9 protein-coding genes and 1 pseudogene are annotated in these 18,076 nt (G+C 68.4%); 3 read left to right on the top strand and 7 right to left on the bottom strand.

All coding sequences use genetic code 11. The features are described 5' to 3' along the window. Positions 1–10 precede the first annotated feature (10 nt). The 4 genes and pseudogenes from dmpG to G6N54_RS26795 all read right to left on the bottom strand — a co-directional run bounded on the left by dmpG (position 11) and on the right by G6N54_RS26795 (position 3,440). Positions 11–1,028: pseudogene (dmpG, locus tag G6N54_RS26810) on the bottom strand (4-hydroxy-2-oxovalerate aldolase). Positions 1,029–1,030: 2 nt separating this feature from the next. Next, positions 1,031–1,978 (bottom strand): acetaldehyde dehydrogenase (acetylating), encoded by a 948-nt coding sequence (locus G6N54_RS26805; protein WP_170313075.1) that lies wholly within the window; start codon positions 1,976–1,978, stop codon positions 1,031–1,033. A gap of 11 nt (positions 1,979–1,989) precedes the next feature. Next, positions 1,990–2,778, bottom strand: coding sequence for a 2-keto-4-pentenoate hydratase (locus tag G6N54_RS26800; protein WP_372513285.1), 789 nt, complete (start codon positions 2,776–2,778; stop codon positions 1,990–1,992). A gap of 5 nt (positions 2,779–2,783) precedes the next feature. Beyond that, the gene (locus G6N54_RS26795) at positions 2,784–3,440 is read right to left on the bottom strand and encodes a TetR/AcrR family transcriptional regulator (protein ID WP_163793515.1); all 657 of its coding nucleotides are present in this window, start codon (positions 3,438–3,440) and stop codon (positions 2,784–2,786) included. Positions 3,441–3,527: 87 nt separating this feature from the next. Here G6N54_RS26795 and G6N54_RS26790 point away from each other — a divergent pair, with 87 nt between their 5' ends. Genes G6N54_RS26790 through G6N54_RS26780 form a run of 3 tightly spaced genes read left to right on the top strand, consistent with a single transcriptional unit; the run spans position 3,528 to position 6,954 of the window. Then, the gene (locus tag G6N54_RS26790; RefSeq protein WP_163793513.1) at positions 3,528–5,075 is read left to right on the top strand and encodes a bifunctional 3-(3-hydroxy-phenyl)propionate/3-hydroxycinnamic acid hydroxylase; all 1,548 of its coding nucleotides are present in this window, start codon (positions 3,528–3,530) and stop codon (positions 5,073–5,075) included. A gap of 10 nt (positions 5,076–5,085) precedes the next feature. Next, positions 5,086–5,931, top strand: coding sequence for an alpha/beta fold hydrolase (locus G6N54_RS26785; protein WP_163793511.1), 846 nt, complete (start codon positions 5,086–5,088; stop codon positions 5,929–5,931). Positions 5,932–5,940: 9 nt separating this feature from the next. Beyond that, positions 5,941–6,954, top strand: coding sequence for a VOC family protein (locus G6N54_RS26780; RefSeq protein ID WP_163793510.1), 1,014 nt, complete (start codon positions 5,941–5,943; stop codon positions 6,952–6,954). Here the strand turns inward: G6N54_RS26780 and G6N54_RS26775 are convergent. Genes G6N54_RS26775 through G6N54_RS26765 form a run of 3 tightly spaced genes read right to left on the bottom strand, consistent with a single transcriptional unit; the run spans position 6,951 to position 17,962 of the window. Next, positions 6,951–8,282, bottom strand: a complete 1,332-nt coding sequence (locus tag G6N54_RS26775; RefSeq protein WP_163793508.1) for a dipeptidase — start codon at positions 8,280–8,282, stop codon at positions 6,951–6,953. The genes G6N54_RS26780 and G6N54_RS26775 overlap by 4 nt on opposite strands. A gap of 22 nt (positions 8,283–8,304) precedes the next feature. Further along, positions 8,305–8,697 carry a holo-ACP synthase AcpS gene (acpS, locus tag G6N54_RS26770; protein ID WP_163793506.1) on the bottom strand — a complete coding sequence of 131 codons (393 nt, stop codon included), beginning with the start codon at positions 8,695–8,697 and terminating at the stop codon, positions 8,305–8,307. 28 nt (positions 8,698–8,725) lie between these two features. Next, the gene (locus tag G6N54_RS26765) at positions 8,726–17,962 is read right to left on the bottom strand and encodes a type I polyketide synthase (protein ID WP_163793503.1); all 9,237 of its coding nucleotides are present in this window, start codon (positions 17,960–17,962) and stop codon (positions 8,726–8,728) included. Positions 17,963–18,076 lie beyond the last annotated feature (114 nt).

The raw sequence follows: 18,076 nt of genomic DNA, 5'->3' as shown, positions 1-18,076 counted from the left end.
TCGGAAACGGTCAGCGCGGCGCCGCGCCCGACAGGTCCAGGGCGATGTCGACGAGCATGTCTTCCTGGCCGCCGACCATTCTCCGACGGCCGGCCTCGACGAGCAGCGTCCGCGCGTCGACACCGAACCGCTCCGCCGCCGCCTCCGCATGGCGCAGGAAGCTGGAGTACACACCAGCATAGCCGAGCGTCAGCGTCTTGCGATCGACCCGCACCGGACGTTCCTGCAGCGGGCGGACGAGGTCGTCGGCGGCATCCTCGAGGGCATTGAGATCGCAGCCGTGCTCCCAGCCCATGCGGGTGGCGACCGCGATGAAAACCTCCAGCGGGGCGTTGCCCGCGCCGGCACCCATCCCGGCCAGGGACGCGTCGACACGACGACACCCGTGCTCGACGGCGACCATCGAGTTAGCCACGCCCAGAGACAGGTTGTGGTGCGCATGGATGCCCATTTCGGTTTCCGGGCAAAGGTTTTGGCGCACAGCGTCGACCCGCTCGGCGACGTCGCGCATGGTCATGGCGCCGCCGGAGTCGACGACGTACACGCAGCCGGCCCCGAAGCCCTCCATCAAACTTGGCCTGCTCGGCCAGCGCCTGCGGGGTGGTCAGGTGGCTCATCATCAGGAATCCGACGGTGTCCATGCCCATCTCGCGGGCCGCGGCGATGTGGTGTGCGGAGATATCGGCCTCGGTGCAGTGGCTGGCGACCCGCACCACGCCGGCCCCGGCCCGATGCGCCGCGGCCAGGTCCCGGATCGTACCGATTCCCGGCAGGATCAGGGTCGCGATCTTCGCCCGGCGGACCACGTTGGCGACCGCCTCGATCCACTCCAGGTCGGTGTGGCCGCCGAAGCCGTAAACGCAGCTTGAGCCGCCCAGCCCGTCGCCATGGGCGACCTCGATCGAATCGACGCCCGCGGCGTCCAACGCCGCGGCGATGTCGGCGACCTGCCGCAGCGTGTATTGGTGGCGAACCGCGTGCATCCCGTCCCGCAGCGTGACGTCGCTGATATAGAGCCGCTCGCCCATGGTTACACTCCTACCTTCGTCATCTCATGGGCGGCAATGCTTTTGGCGGTCGCCAGCGCAGCGGAGGTCATGATGTCGAGGTTGCCGGCGTACGCGGGAAGGTAATCCGCGGCGCCCGTCACCTGCAGCAGCGTGGTGACCCTGGTGCCGATGAACTTCCCGGTCTCGGGAATGTGCAGCGGCTTTTCGGGACCGAAGGTCTCGAACTGCGCCGGCTGCTTGAGCCGATAACCGGGAACGTAGCCCTGGACCCGCTCGATCATCGCCGCGATGGACGCTTCGATGACGGTTTGGTCGCAGTCGCCTTCCACCAGGCAGTACACCGTGTTGCGCATGATGACCGGCGGATCGGCCGGGTTCAGGACGATCACCGCTTTGCCGCGCTGCGCGCCGCCGACGACCTTCAGCGCGGTGGCAGTGGTCTCGGTGAACTCGTCGATGTTGGCCCGGGTGCCCGGGCCGGCGGACTTCGACGAGATCGCCGACACGATCTCGGCGTAGGACACCGGCGCCACCTGATTCACCGCGGCCACAATCGGGACGGTGGCCTGCCCGCCACAGGTCACCATGTTCAGGTTGGGCTCGTCGATGTGGTCCTCCAGGTTGACCACCGGCACACAGAACGGGCCGATGGCGGCGGGGGTGAGGTCGAGCACACGTACACCGGTGTGGCGCAGGGCTTCCCAGTGCTTGACGTGAGCTTCGGCGGACGTGGCGTCGAACACCAACCGGATCTGGTCGAAGCCCGGCATCGCCAGCAGCCCGTCGACGCCCTGCGCAGACGTCGGCACGCCGGCCCGCTGCGCCCGGGCCAGCCCGTCGGAGGTCGGGTCGATGCCGATCAACGCCGCCATCGTCAGCGGTCCGCCACCGCGCAGGATCTTGAGCATCAGGTCGGTGCCGATGTTGCCGGACCCGATGATCGCCACCGCGAATTGTTGACTGGTCATGGATTTCTCCTCTACTCGAACGTGACGCGGACGGCGCCCAGGGCGGTGATCGTCGCCGCCGCGCGGTCGCCGGCCCCGATAAACGCGGCCCCGGTGTAAGAGCCGGACATCACGAACTGCCCTGCGTCGATCCCGGTTCCGTACTCGGCCAGGGCGTTCGCCAGCCACGCGACGGCCACGGCCGGATCGCCCATGACGGCGGTACCCTGTGCCTTTCCGACCAGCGCGTCGTTCAGGTAGAGCGCCGCGGTGGTGCCGGACAGCGGCGACGCGTCGGAGATCGGTACCCACTCGCCGAGCACCACCGCGCCAGAGCTGGCGTTGTCGGCAACGGTGTCCGCCAGCGTGATCCGCCAGTCGGCGATGCGGCTGTCCACGATCTCCAGCGCCGCGGCCACCGCTTCGGTGGCCGCCATCACCTCGGCGACGGTCACCCCCGGACCACGCAGCGGCGCCCGCAGGAGAAACGCCACTTCGGGTTCCACCCGCGGCGCACAGAACGCAGCCCTGGGCACCGAAGCCCCGTCGGCCAGCATCATGCTGTCGAGGATGTAGCCGAAGTCGGGCTCGCTGACACCCAGCAGGCTTTGCATCGGCGCGGAGGTCAGCCCGATCTTGTGGCCGCACAGCAGCGCGCCGTCAGCCAGGAGACGGGCCAAGTTGCGCCGCTGTACCGAATAGGCCTGCGCCACACCGAGATTCGGATAGGTCTCGGTCAGCGGCGGGATGGGACTGCTGCCCACCAGTGCCGTATACAGCCGCTGGGCGGCCTCGTCGAGTCGCGGGTCCCGTGCGGTCACGTCGATCATGTCGGTTCTCCAGATTCCAAAAGCTTCATCGCCGACTGGAAGACCAGGCGGGCATGCAGGTCGAACAGCTTGATCAAGTCGACCGAATCGCCGCCGACCTCCTTGGCGATGAACAGGCCATCGGCGCCGGCGATCGCATAGGTGGTCAGCAGTCGCACGCTCTCCTCGTCAAGCCCCGGGGCGACGTCACGCACGATCGCCTCGAACCGGTGAAAGGCCGCGTCGCGGACGTGTAGGAACATCTCCCTCGCGCGCGGCTCGACCGGGCGGCGCTCCAGCGCCAGCATCAGGCCCAGGCGGATGAAGTCGGGCGCATCCAGCAGCGCCTTGGCCACCTGCATCCCGAGCTCGGTCACCCGCTCTGCGGCCATTGCGCCGGCGGGCAGATCCAACGCCGCCAGCCAGCGGGCGAAACTTCGCTCGATGACGGCGGCGATCAGGTCGTCCTTGTCGGCGAAGTGCCAGTAAATGGAAGTCGGCGGCAGGCCGCTCTTCTTGCTGACCAGGGAGATTGTGGTTCCTTCGTAGCCGCGTTCGGTGGCGACCTCGGTCGCCGCATCGAGGATCCGCTCGCGCGACTGTTCCCCGTTGGCCCGGGTGCGCCTGTGACCGCGAGGGCTGGTCGCGCCCGACTTTTCGGGTTTTGCCGTCACGTTCCCTCCTTGTGGGTGTTGACGCTCACGCTATAAAAACTTACTGTATGGATCGCTACATTAACAAGCTGGCGAAGGGGCCCGGAGATGACAGAGCGGAAAACCTATGACGTGGCGGTCGTCGGCTACGGCCCGGTCGGCTGCACCGCGGCCAACCTGTTGGGCCAGTTGGGCCTCAACGTCGTCGTGGTGGAACGCGACCCCGACATCTATGCGCGTGCGCGCGCCATCTCCACCGACGAAGAGGTCGTCCGCATCTGGCAGCAGGTGGGGCTTGCCGACCGCCTCAACGCCGACATGCTGCCCGGCTGCGGAGCGGCGTTCGTCGATGCCAACGGTGTGCCGTTCGTCAGGTTGATGCCCATCTCGAGGGGCAACGGCCATCCCCCACAGCAGTTCATCTACCAACCCGCGCTGGAGAAGGTGCTGCGCGACGGAGTTGACCGCTTCCCCAATGTGTCCGTCCTGCTCAAGCACGAATGCCTGCGGCTGGTCCAGAAGGACGATCACGTCGAGTTGCTGCTTGCCAACCTCACTACTGACCAGCTTCGCCGGATCCGCGCGTCCTACGTGATCGCCGCCGACGGCGGTTCCAGCGCCACTCGCGCGCAGTTGGGTGTCGGGTTCAGCGGTCGCACCTACGCCGAGCGTTGGATCGTCATCGACACGAAAGTGCTCAAGGAGTGGCCGGGCCATGATCGGCTTCGCTTCCATTGCAACCCTGAGCGGCCCACTGTGGACTGCCCCACTCCGCTAGGACACCATCGCTGGGAGTTTCCGGTGCGCGATGAGGAGGATGAGCGCGATCTGCTGTCGGACGACGCGATCTGGAAGGTGCTGCGCCGCCAGGGGATATCGCCGGAGAACGTGCAGATCCTCGGCTTCGCCTGCTACAGCCACCACGTCCGATTCGCTGACCGGTGGCGGGTGGGCCGGGTATTCCTGGCCGGCGACGCCGCACACGCTATGCCCCCATGGATCGGCCAGGGCATGTGCGCCGGCGTGCGCGATGTGGCAAACCTGTGCTGGAAGTTGGGGGCCGTGTTGAACGGCTCGCTACCGGAAGCCGTGCTCGACAGCTATCAGTGCGAGCGGCTGCCGCACGTAAAAGAAGTAACCGATCGCGCGGTCAAGACCGGCAAGCTGATCATCGAGCGCAACCGGTTCCGGGCGGCGGCCCGCAATCACTTGTTTCGCGCCGCCAGCAAGGTGCCGTACTTCACGACGTGGCTGCGCAATCACCGCTGGCTACCCGACGCCCGCTACCGAGACGGTCTGCTCGCGCGCAACGGGAACCGGGCCGTCGGCTGGCTCATCCCGCAGCCTTGGGTCTTCGATGAAAAAGGCGACAGCGTGCGCCTCGATGACGTGGTCGGCGGCCGCTGGACCGTGCTGCACACCGGCGGCCGATCCGAATGCCCGGACTGGCGGGCCGCGGGCGTGCCGGTCTTGCAAGTCGCCCCGCCCGGCAGCGTCCCGCGTGCCGACTCCGTCGTCGACAGCGAGGGAGTGCTGAGCGCCTGGCTGAACAAGAAGGGCGCCGCTGCGGTGGCTGTTCGGCCCGACGGCTTCGTCTACGCCGGCGCCACTGACCGCCAACCACTGCCACCGCCACCGGCCGGCTTCAACTCGTAAGGGAGACAACATGACTACCGCCACACTCACGGAACGCAGCGTCCGGGTCAACGGGAGAGAAATCTTCGTCGCCGAGACCGGCAGCGGCCCCGCCGTGGTGCTGTTGCACGGCGGCGGACCGGGCGCGTCGGGCGTGTCGAACTACACGCGCAACATCGAGCCACTCGCCGAGAACTTCCGGGTCATCGTTCCCGACATGCCCGGCTACGGCCGCTCCACCAAGGGTGTCGACCGGCGAGATCCGTTCGGATACCTCGCCGATCACATCCGGGGGATGCTCGACGAGCTCGGCATCGACAGCGCGCACCTGGTCGGTAACTCCTACGGCGGATCCTGCGCGCTGCGGCTCGCGCTGGACACCCCGTACCGAGTGAACAAACTCGTGCTGATGGGTCCCGGAGGCGTCGGGACAAGCCGGGGGCTCCCCAGCGCCGGCCTGAAAAATCTGCTGGGCTACTACCGGGGTGAGGGACCGAGCCTCGAGAAGCTGCGCACCTTCATCCGCTCGTACCTGGTGTATGATGCGGTCGCGGTGCCCGACTCGCTGATCGAATCCCGTTACGAGGCATCGATCGATCCCGAGGTCGTCGCCAACCCGCCCCTACAACGCCCGTCCGGGTTGCGCACCCTGTGGCGGATGGACTTCACCCGCGACCGCAGGCTCGTCAGTCTCTCGACGCCGACGTTGATCGTCTGGGGGCGCGACGACAAGGTCAACAAACCCAGCGGCGCCGCAATGCTGGCCGACCGGCTGCCCAACGCCGACGTCCTGCTCGCCGCCAACACCGGACACTGGGTCCAGTGGGAGCGTGCCGACTTGTTCAACGCGGTCACCTCCGCGTTCCTGAAAAGCTGAGGATCCAGGATGACTACCACACAACCACTTTCGGTGTTCGGAAGCGTGCACCTGGGTTACGTCGTGATTGAAACCAACAAGATCAGCGATTGGAAGCGCTTCGGCCGCGACGCGATCGGCATGCACCTCGACGACATGGCTCCCGACACGGTTCGATTCCGCCTCGACGACAACGAATGTCGCGTGCTGCTGCGGCGGGGACCGGCCGAGGACGTGGTCGCGCTGGGTTGGCAGCTCGACGGCCACGCGACGTTCGACGAAATCAGTCGGCGCGTCGCCGACCACGGCGTGCCTGCCCTCGAGGGCACCGACGAAGAGGCGAAGCTCCGCGGGGTCGAGCGCTTCCTGCGGTTCCCCGGCCCCAACGGTCTCGGCCAGGAGATCTACACCACCGCGCGCACCGCGCCGCTGTCCCTGGACGTGCCGGGCAGTGGATTCGTCACCGGCGCAGGCGGCATGGGCCATGTGGCCCTCCCCACCAAGAAACCGCAACTCGTCCGCGGCTACTACAACCATGTGTTCGACGCGCGCCTCTCGGACTACATCGACGAAACCATCAACGGCTTGAAGCTCAAGATCCGCTTCCTGCGGGTCAACGAACGACACCATTCCGTGGCAATCGCTTCGGTGAATGCCTTGCCAATCAATCCGATTCGCACCCGCGTCCAGCACGTCAACCTCCAGGTGGCCTCACTCGACGACATGGTCACCTCCTATCAGCGGGTCAAAGAACTGGGATTCGGGACGGCCCTTTCGGTCGGCCAGCACACCAACGACAAGGAGCTGTCCTACTACGCCCTGACGCCGTCGGGATTCGAGTGGGAGGTGGGGTGGAACCCGATCGTCGTCGACGAAAGCACCTGGAGCCCCACCACCCACCAGGGCATCAGCATTTGGGGCCACCAGCCGGAAGGGCAAACCGTCATCGACAAGCTCAACCAGTTTGCGGTGACAGCGCGCTCGGTGCTGCAGCGGGAGGACACGGTCGCGGCGCTTTGCGCGCCCGGGATCGCCGACGATTAAGCGCCGGCCAGGTTGGCCAGCAGCAGCGCCTCGGCGATGGCCGCGCGTTCCAGCACACCCAGGTGCAGGCTCTCGTTGATGCTGTGCGCCTGGGTGGCGGGATCTTCCACGCCGGTGACGAGGATCTTCGCCTGCGGGAACGCCTCGGCGAATTCGGCGATGAACGGGATCGATCCGCCCATACCCATGTCGATCGCGTCGGTGCGCCACGCCTGCCGGAAGGCCGCTCGCGCCGCGTCGTAGACGCTGCCGCTGGCATCGATCGCGTAGGGCTCCCCGATATCGCCGCGGGTGACGCTGACGTGCGCACCCCACCGCACGTGCTTGTGCAGGTGAGCGGTGAGCGCGTCCAGGTGTGCGGCGGCGTCGCCGCCGGGCGCGACCCGCATGCTGATCTTCGCGGCCGCGCGCGGGATCAGCGTGTTCGACGCTTTGTCGATCGGCGTCGTGTCGATGCCGATCACTGTGATCGCCGGCTTAGCCCACAACCGCTGCGGAGCCGAACCCGAGCCAATCTCCGACACCCCGTCCAGCAGCCCCGAGTCGGCGCGCACCCGCTCGGGCGGGTAATCCACGGCCGCCGCGGTGCTTTCGTGCAGGCCGGCGACGGCCACGTTCCCGTCGTCGTCGTGCAGACTGGCCAAAAGTCGCACCAGCACGCTCAGCGCGTCGGGCACCACGCCGCCCCAAATGCCGGAGTGCAGCCCGTGGTCGAGGGTGGCGACCTCGACCACGCAGTCGACCAGACCGCGCAGGGTGATCGTCAGCGCCGGGATTTCGGTGCTCCAGTTGTCCGAGTCGGCGATGACGATCACGTCGGCTGCCAGCGCGTCGCGGTGGGCCGCCAGCAGCCGGCCCAGCGACGGCGACCCGGATTCCTCTTCCCCTTCGACGAAGACCGTCACACCCACCGGCGGCTGGCCGCCATGCGCCCGGAACGCGGCTAAATGCGTTGCGATACCCGCCTTGTCGTCGGCGCTGCCGCGCCCGTAGAGCCGCCCGTTGCGCTCGGTCGGCTCGAACGGCGGCGACGCCCACTGCTCGCGGTCGCCTTCGGGTTGCACGTCGTGGTGGGCGTACAGCAGCACGGTCGGCGCGCCGGCGGGTGCTGGATGGTGTGCGATGACGGCCGGGGCGCCGCCCTCGCTGATGATCCGCACGTCGCCAAAACCTGCCTGAGACAACAGATCCGCTACCGCCTGCGCGCTGCGATGCACCTCGTCGCGGCGCCCGGGGTCGGCCCACACCGATTCGATCCGTACCAGGTCCTCGAGATCGCGGCGCACCGACGGCAAGACGTCGCGGACGCGCTCAACCAGATCGCTCATGCCCTCGAGGCTAGTCGGCGCCTCACGGCGTTTCGATGATCGCGACCGCGGCGGCAGTGTCCCCTTCGTGCGTCAGCGACACATGGATCGTCACGTCGGCCAGATGCTTGGCGATGTCGCCGGTCAACCGCACCCGCGGCCGTCCCCACATGTCCGTGACGACCTCGATGTCACGGTGAATGTCCTCGCGCAGGATCGGCCGCTGCGAGAACCGTGACCCGGACCAGGCCTTGATCACGGCTTCCTTCGCGGCCCATCGTGCGGCCAAGTGACGCGCCGCCGACGAACTCTTGTCCGAGGCGTCGCGACGCTCACCCGGCGTAAACGTTTCGGAGAACACCGTTCCCGGTTGGTCAACCTGGTCGGCGAAATCCGGAATGGAGACGAGATCGATCCCCACACCGACAATGCCCATGGCCGGCCAGGTTAACCGATCACCGAAGTCATCCGGCAGACACCTCGTAGGCGTCGTCCTCACCCAGTCGCGCGACCGGGTTCAGCAGCATCGAAGCCTCCTGACGCTTCTCCGGCGCACTGTGGTCGAAGCGACGGTCCGGCGGCCGCTGGTACATCGGCTCGCCACCGGCGATGGCCGACACCAGCCGGCGCTGGCCGGCCAGCAGGCGGGCGTCCGCGCGGCGCTGGTAGTCCTCCCGCTGCTCCGGGTCCAGCGTTGCGATGAACGCCTGCGGGTGCACCAGCGCGACCAGACCCGACACGTGACCGAACCCGAGGCTGGTCAGCATCCCGGCCTTGAGCGGGAACTTCCCGCCGAGCCGCAAGGTGTCCCGCACCCAGACGAAGTGAGCCGAGCCGGACAGTTCGTCGTCGACGCAATCCAGGCTGCGGTTGGGGGGGATCACCCCGTCGCGCAACATCTGGCACAGCCCCATCATCTGGAAGACCGCCGCGCCGCCCTTGGCGTGCCCGGTGAGGCTCTTCTGCGACACGATGAACAGCGGAGCACCCTCAGACCGACCCATCGAGTCGGCGAGGCGCTCGTGCAGCTCGGTCTCGTTGGGGTCGTTGGCCAGCGTCGAGGTGTCGTGCTTGGAGATCACCGCGATGTCGTCGGGTCCCACGCCGAGCTTCGCGAGCTCGCGTGCCAGCGGCGAGTCCTTGCCGCCCCGGCCCGCGCCCAGGGCGCCGAGTCCCGGTGCCGGGATCGAGGTGTGCACACCGTCGGCGTAGGACTGCGCGAAACCAACCACCGCGAGCACCGGAAGCCCCATCTTGAGCGCCAGGTCACCGCGCGCCAGCAGGATGGTGCCGCCACCTTGCGCCTCGACGAAGCCCAACCGCCGCCGATCGTTGGCCCGGGAGAACTTCGAGTCGGCAATGCCGCGGCCGCGCATCATGTCGGTGTCGGCGGTGGCCGACATGTCACCGAAGCCGATGATGCCTTCCAGCGTCAGGTCGTCGATACCGCCGGCCACCACCAGCTCGGCCTTGCCGAGCCGGATCTTGTCCATGCCCTCCTCGACCGACACCGCGGCCGTCGCGCAGGCGGCAACCGGGTGGATCATCGACCCGTAGCTGCCAATGTAGGACTGAACCACGTGTGCGGCAACGATATTCGGCAGCACTTCTTGGAAGATGTCGTTCGGCTTGTTACGGCCCAACAGGTTTCCGTGGTACATCGTCTGCATTGAGGTACCGCCGCCCATGCCGGTGCCCATGGTGTTGGCCACCAGGCTCGGATGCACGTAACGCATTACCTCGGCCGGGCTGAACCCGGCGCTCAGGAACGCGTCGACGGTGGCGACGATGTTCCACACCGCAAGGCGGTCAATGGAACTGAGCATGTCCTGGCTGATGCCCCACACCGTCGGGTCGAACCCGGTCGGGACCTGGCCGCCGACAACACGTGACAACTTGTTCTTGCGCGGCACCCGAATCTCGGTGCCCGCCTTGCGGATAACCTGCCAGTCACTGGAGTCGGGCACGGGCCGGATGACCGTGTGCTCGGAGTCGAACTCGGCGAAGGCGCGGGCGTCGGCCTCCGAGGAGACGACGAACGCGAAGTCCTTCTCCAGGAACACCGAGACCAGCAAGGGCGACGCGTGGTCGGGGTCGATCGACCCGTCGTCGACGAACTCGCGGATGCCGCAGCGCTCGACGACGGTGTCGTGGTAGCGCTCGACCAGTTCGGCCTCGTCGATCAGATCACCGGATTGTGAGTCGTACCAACCCGGTTGCGGGTCGTCCTCCCAGCGGATCAGGCCGGTGGTCCAGGCCAGCTCGAGCACACCGGCTGCCGACAACTGGTTGTCGACCTCCATCTCGAACCGGGTGCGCGACGAGCCGTACGGGCCGAGTTCGGCGCCGCCGACGATCACCACGAGATCGGCGGGGTCGAGGTCGAGATCGGCCCATTCCGGTGCCGGCGCCGGGGTGAATCCGCGCGGCGGGGACGGCAACGCCGCAAGGGTGCCCTCGGCCGCCTCGTCGTCAGCCTCTTCGCTTGTGGCAGTTGCCTGCTCGCGTGCGTTGGCGGCCAGCTCGGCCATGTCGAGCTCAACCTCGCCGAGGCCGCCGGTCAGGTCGACCTCGATCGGCTTGCCGGCCGCGGCCACCTTCGACTCCACGTCGCACAGAGCCAGCAGCATCCCGGCCATCTCGTCGGTGGAGTAGGTGGTGACACCGGCCTCCTCGACGGCAGTGACGATCGCGTCGTTGTGACCCATCAGTCCGGTGCCACGCGTCCAACCAATCAGCGCGTGCGCCAAGCTGACTCGCGCGGCCCACGAGGATTCGGCATGCCAGCGACTCACCAGCGCGTCCAGCGCGGCCTTGGCCTCACCGTAAGCGCCGTCGCCGCCGAACATTCCGCGGTTGGGCGAGCCCGGCAGCACCACGTGCAACCGCGACGCGATGTCACGCTCGGCGCCGATCTTCGAGAGGCCGCCGATCAGCCGCTGTACGGCCCACAGCAGAACCTTCATCTCCATCTCGGAGCGCGAACCGGCCTCCGACAGGTCGCCGGCCACCCGCGGTGCGGCGAACGGGAACAGCAGCGTCGGCGTCTGGGCGTCCTTGATGTGAATCGATTGCGGCCCAAGGCTTTCGTTCTGCTCGGTGCCGACCCATTCCACCAGGGCGTCGATATCGGAGTACGAGGCCATGTTGGCCGCGACCACCCACAGCGCCCCGCCGAACCTGGCGTGGTCGCGGTACAGCGTGCGGTAGAACGCCAGCCGCTCCTCGTCGAGCTTGGACGTCGTCGCGATGACGGTGGCACCGCCGTCGAGCAGACGTGCCACGACCGACGCGGCGATCGAACCCTTCGACGCTCCGGTGACCACCGCGACCTCACTGTGGTAGGGGCCGGGGTCCGGGTTCTCCGCGCCCGCGGCAATGCGGCCGAACAGGGAGGCGTGGATCTGACGACCGGCCGCCAGCGCCTTGCCCTGCCACCACGTGGCCTGGGTAGCGACGACGTGGCCGGCACCCTCGAAGCGCTCGGACAACCGCACCCAGTCCGCGTCGATGTCACCCTCGTCGGTCAGCCACAGCTTGACCAGATCCTCGCGGGCGCTGGCCCAGCGGTCGTCGAAGACGACGGCCTTCTTGGCGTCGAATGCCGGTGCCACCAAACGTGGCCATTCCGAACCTAATTCGGCGGTGACCAAGTCGATCAGCTCGGCATCGGTGGCCACCGGCGCGGCGCTGACCGTGTCGTCCAGCCCCAGCTGGCCGAGCACCAGGCGGGCCGCCGAAGCGAGTACGCCGTCCCGGCCGGTGATCTGGTCGGTGAACTCGCTGAGTGCGGCGGCGTCGATCGTCGCCCCGCCGCCACCGCCGGCCGAGGGCAGCGCCACCGAAACACCGTGGCGCGCAGCGACTGAGGCAACGGCGGCGTCGATGGCCTTGTCGACGGCAGCGGCGTCGGCCAGCGCACCTTCGTGCAGGTGCCCCATGGCACCGCCGCGCACGCTGGTGCCCTCGCGGGTTCCCAGCGCGACCTCGACGACGACGTGCTTGGCCCAGCCCTCGCCGAGCTCCCAGGTCTTGGTGACCCGCTCGATGATGGCGGCCGGCCGCTTGCCGGACGGCCCGAGGACCGTGCGCAGCTGGTCGTTGATCGCGTCGGAAAGCACTGGGCCGTAGGGCTTGTAGGTGCGTGCGAGCTTGGTCACCTGCGCGCGTAGCCCGGCCAGGTCGGCTTCGGCGGCGCCGTCGATGGCACCCAGGTTCAGCTCCGAACCCAGGTCGACCAGCAGCTGGTTACGCCGCGACGATGCGCCGTCGGTGATGGACTCGATGGAGTCCAGCTGCTCGATCTGGTCGATGCGCATCTTCGCCGACAGCGCGATCAGCGCCAAAGTCGCATCGGCCGCGTCGAATCCGATGTCATCGGGACGTGGAGCACCAGACGGAGCTGCGGCGGGAGCCGGAGCGGCGGCGGCCGGCGCGGCTTCTGCCGGTGCGCCCGCCTCGGTGGCCGGCTCCGCGACGTCCTCGGCCTCCGGCTCGGGGTCGGTGTCGTTGGCGAACAACACCGCCGCGTCACGCTCGGCGTTGAGCACTTCGACTGTGCTGTGGGCATATTCGGGCAGCTTGAGAGTGTTGGTGGCCAATCCGGCTACGGTCGGCGCGGACTTCACACCGATCTCGACGAACCGCTCCACGCCCAGACCACCGGCGGCCTCCTCGATGAAGAGCAGGTCTTGGGTTTCGATCCAGCGCACCGGGCTGGCGAACTGCCAGGCCAACAGCTCGATGAAGACCGTGCGGGCCATCTCACGCGGCCGCTCGGCAAGCCAGGTGTCGTAGTCGGCCAGGATCGGGTCGAGCGGTTCGGCCGGCACCAGATCGCGGATCTCCTGGATGAAGTCGCGATCCAGCGTGAACGGCCGCGGCACCAGGTTGGGGATGTAGCGCCCGATGACCAGCTCGGGATCCTGGTCGCGCGGCATGACCCGCTCCAGCGAGCGGCGGAAGTCGGCAACGCCGACCCGCAACACCCTCGAGTGGAAGGGCACGTCGATGCCCGGCACCAGGATGAACGAGCGCTTGCCGCCGCTGACCTGGCGGCGTTTCTCCACTTCTTCCTCGAGGGCTTCGAGACCGCGCACGGTGCCGGCGATCGCGTATTGCGAGCCGCGCAGGTTGAAGTTCACGATCTCCAGGAATTCCCCGGTGCGCTCGGCGATTTCGGCGACGAAGTCGGTCACCTCGTCGTCGGGCAGGTCGATCTGCGAGGGGCGGATCGCGGCCAACCGGTAGTTGGAGCGGCCCATCGCGTCACGCGGCACGATGTCGTGCATGTTCGAGCCGCGGTGGAACACGGTCTCCAGCAGCGCTTCCAGCTCGTAGACGCCGAGCACACAGGCCAGTGCGGTGTATTCACCGACCGAGTGACCGCAGGCGATGGCGCCCTCGACGAACGCACCCTGCTCGCGCATCTCGGCGACCTGCGCGGCGGCCACGGTGGCCATCGCGACCTGAGTGAACTGCGTCAGGTACAGCACGCCGTCGGGGTGGTGGTAGTGCACACCGCTGGCGATCAGGCTGGTCGGGTTGTCGCGCACCACGTGCAGCACCGAGAAGCCCAGGGTGTCGCGGGTGAACTTGTCCGCGTCGTCCCAGATCTTGCGGGCGGCCTTGGACCGGGCGCGGACCTCCATGCCCATGCCCTTGTGCTGGATGCCCTGGCCGGGGAACGCATAGACGGTCTTGGGTGCGGCCAGTCGCGCGGTCGCCGACATCACCAGGTCGGTGCCGACCTTGGCGGTGACCTCCAAAACCTCTGCGCCCTGGTCGATTCCGACGCGGTCGACCCGGAAGTCGACCTCGTCACCCGGGAGCACCATGCCCAGGAATCGGGCGGTCCAGCCGATCAGGCGGGCCGGCGGGCGGGCCTGTCCGTCGGTGGCGGTCACCGTGTGCTGGGCGGCGGCCGACAGCCACATGCCGTGCACGATGGGCGATCCCAGCCCGGCCAGCAGCGCGGCCGCCCGGTCGGTGTGGATCGGGTTGTGGTCACCGGACACCACGGCGAACGGCCGCATGTCGACCGGCGCGGTCATCGCGACGTCGCGGCGGCGCCGGCGCGGGGTGTCGGTCGTGTTCTTCGACACCGCGCCACCGGCCCGGGACGGGTCGGTGAGTTCGGCGGAACCGGTACGCCCAAGGATCGCAAACCGTTCCTCGAGGGTCGCGATCGCCTTACCGTCGGGACCTGTCACCGTCACCGAGATCGGAACGACCCGGCCCATGTCGGTGTCGAGCGCGGCGGAAGCCGTTGCGGCAACCGCCAATTGGGCCGGTTGCTCGGGCAGCTTGCCGACGACGTGGGCGGCGTGGTCCAGGTGCACCAGGCTCAACAGGCCCTCGACGACCGGGTCACCGTCCTCGGTGACCGCGGCACCGATCGTGGCGAAGACCGCCGGCCAGCACAGGCCGACCAACGCGTCGGGCACCGTGGTGAGGCTGGGCGCCAGGCGCTCGCCGAAGGTGGCCGTGACGCCGGTGTGGTCGGCGACCCGCTCCGGGTCCCAGTCCACCGTCACGGTGGCCGTCCCGTCGGTCACCTGCGGGAGAAACTCCGGCCCGTCGACGCCGGCGGCGATCGCCAGCACCGCGCGCATCGCGGCGGTAGCGTCGTCGGTGGAGATGATCGGCGCACCACCGTCAATTGTGTTGGCGTTCAACGTGAATGGGATGTCGATCCATACCCCGGAGATCGGGATACTCAGCACGACCTGCTCGTTGCCGGCCCCACCGTCAGACTTGACCTGCAGGCGAGCTCCAGTCGACGAGTGCGTGGCACGCTGACCCTCGTGAACCAGCCAGTCGGCCGGATCGGCGATGCGATGCACCGGGTTAGTGGCGGTGCGCCCGGCCCACAGCACATCGGGGGCGTCGAGCACGACGGCCAGTGGCCCGCTCACATCCGGGCGGCCCACCCGGCGCGACCGGACGGCTGTCGCCTCGCCACCGGCGCGCAGCACGTCGTCGATGGCGGCCCGCTCGAAGCGGTCGAGCAGTTCACCGACGGGCTCGTCGACCCGGGTGATGCCGGCGACCGCGGCGGTGCCGGGGATGATGCAGACCTGGTCGGCGTCGTAGCGAGCGTCGTGCGCCTGCCACAGCGAGTCACTGCGCCACCAGCGCCGCACGTCCTTGTCGATGACGGGGACGAAGTTGACCGGCTTACCCAGTGTCTTGCACAGCGTGTTGAAGAAGGGCACGTCGGCGGGATGCAGCACAACGGATTCCGCGTCGGGGTAGCCGTCAACCAGCGCGGCGATGGCGGCCTGCGGGTTCTCCAGCAGCGCGTCGTCATTGAAGAGCGTCTCGATCGGGCCGTGGTCCTGCTGGTGCAGCCGGGCCTCGGCGCGCTGCAGCATCTGCTGGAAGCGGTCGCGCCAGGTGTCTGCCAGCCACGGGCTGCCGGGCGAGGCGGTGTCCGCCGTCGAGTTGCCCTCACCGATCGCGAGCTCGACGTAGCGCTGCAGCCATTGCAGGTAGGTCATCTCGGCGACATCGCCGAAGTAGGGCTTGGCGGTGCCGGCCATCGCGGCGATGATCTCGTCGCGGCGCTCGGCAACGGCGTCGGCGTCACCGGCGACCTCGTCGAGCAGGCGGCCGCAACGCGACGCGGCGTTGTCGATCTCGTGGATGTCGGCACCGAGCTGGCTGCGGCTGGAAGCCATGCCGCCCTGGGCTTTTCCGGCGCCGATCCACTGGTCGGTGCCGGTGGTCTCGACCAGCATCTGCTTGACCGACGGCGACGTGGTCGCCTCCAGCGTCGCCATCGCCGCGGTGCCGACCAGGATGCCGTCGATCGGCATCGACGGGAAGCCGTAGGACTGCGACCACCGTCCGGACAGGTATTCGGCCGCCCGCTCGGGCGTGCCGATGCCGCCACCGACACAGACGGTGATGTTGGAGCGTGAGCGCAGCTCCGAGTAGGTCGCCAGCAGCAGATCGTCGAGGTCCTCCCACGAGTGGTGACCGCCGGCGCGCCCACCCTCGATGTGCACGATCACCGATTTGGTGGGCGCCTCGGTGGCGATGCGGATGACCGAGCGGATCTGCTCGATGGTGCCGGGCTTGAACACGACGTGGCTGATGCCGACCTCGTTGAGCTCGTCGATCAGTTCGACGGCTTCCTCGAGGTCCGGGATCCCGGCGCTGATCACCAAGCCGTCGATCGCCGCACCGGCTTGGCGGGCCTTCTGCACGAGGCGCTTGCCGCCGACCTGAAGCTTCCAAAGGTAGGGGTCGAGGAACAGGGTGTTGAACTGGTAGGTGCGGCCCTCTTCGAGCAGCCCGGACAGCTCCTCGATGCGGGCACTGAAGATCTCTTCGGTGACCTGTCCGCCACCGGCCAGCTCGGCCCAGTGTCCGGCGTTGGCCGCGGCGGCGACGATCTTGGCGTCAACCGTGGTCGGGGTCATGCCCGCGAGCAGGATCGGCGAACGCCCGGTCAGCCGGGTGAACTTCGTCGAGAGCTTGACGCGGCCATCGGGCAGGGTCACGACGGTCGGCGCGTAGCTCGACCAGGGCCGTGCCACCTCGGGGGTGGCCCCGACGGTGAAGAGGTTGCGCTGACCGCCGCGGGTGGCGGCCGGCACGATGCCGACGCCGAGGCCACGGATCACCGGTGCGGTGAGGCGGGTCAGGATGTCGCCGGGACCCAGGTCGAGAATCCAGCGCGCGCCGGCGTCGTGCACCCCGGTGATCTCGTCGACCCAGTCGACGCCGCTGACCAGGATGGCGTCGGTCAGTCGCCGGGCCAGCTCGACGTCGAGGCCGACCTTCTCCGCCCAGCCGCCGACGATGTCGATACCGTCGGCCAGCCGCGGCGTGTGGAAGCCCGCCTCGACCTGAACCGGGTCGAAGACCGGCGCGAAGACGTCGCCGCCGCGCAACTTGTTCTTGCGCTCGGCTTCTTCTTTCTCGGAGATCTGCTGGCAGTACAGCTCGAAGCGGGACAGCTGCTCCGGCGTGCCGGTGATCACGACCGAACGCCGGCCATTGCGGATCGACAAGACCGGCGGCAGCACGGTGCGCACGTCCTGGGCGAACTCGTCCAGCAGCTGGCGGATGCGCTCGGGGTCGGCGTTGGTGACCGAGACCATCGGCGGGCGGTCGCCGAGCACGGAGATGCCGCGCCGACGGGCGACCAGCGTCCCGGCCGCGCCGATCAGCTGGGCCAGGGCCAGCAGCTCGACGTCGCGCGCACCCTCGGCCTTGAACGCCTCGACGGCGAGCACGCCCTGAGAGTGGCCGGCGACGGCGACCGGCGGGGTCGCGGTCCAGTCCATGCCCTGTCGCGCCAGGGCACGCCCGGCCGCGATCTGGGTGAGCAGCACGCCGGGCATCGACACCGCGGCCGACGTCAGGTGCTTGTCTGCGGGGGTCGGGTCCTCGGCCGCCAGCGCGCGCACCCACTGCAGCGGCTCGAAGCCGATCGGACGCACCACGACCAGCTCTTTGGCCACCGGCTCGAGCAGCAGTTCCGCCTCGCCGACCAGTGTGGCGATGTCGGTCTCGATGCCCGCCGAGGACACCAGTTCTTCCAGGGTTTCCAACCAGGCGCTGCCCTGACCGCCGAATGCGACGGCGTATGGCTCGCCCGCCGTCAGCCGGTCGACCAGAGCATGGGAGCTGTGCGGTCCATTTTCTTCGCGGTCAGCGGACACCCGGTCGTGCTCGTGGATCGTCACCTTGTGTATCTCCCTGTTGCGTCTTCACGTATCGGATCGTTCGGCCTGCTGAGAGCCCGGCGAGCGGAGCCCCAGCTGGCTTTGGGTCGATTCCGCTTTGAATCGCAGCCCGAC

This window comes from Mycobacterium stomatepiae (genome assembly GCF_010731715.1).
In the GTDB taxonomy this organism is placed as follows: Bacteria; Actinomycetota; Actinomycetes; order Mycobacteriales; family Mycobacteriaceae; genus Mycobacterium; species Mycobacterium stomatepiae.
Note: the sequence above shows the minus strand (reverse complement) of the source record. Positions and strands in the feature narration are given on the sequence as shown.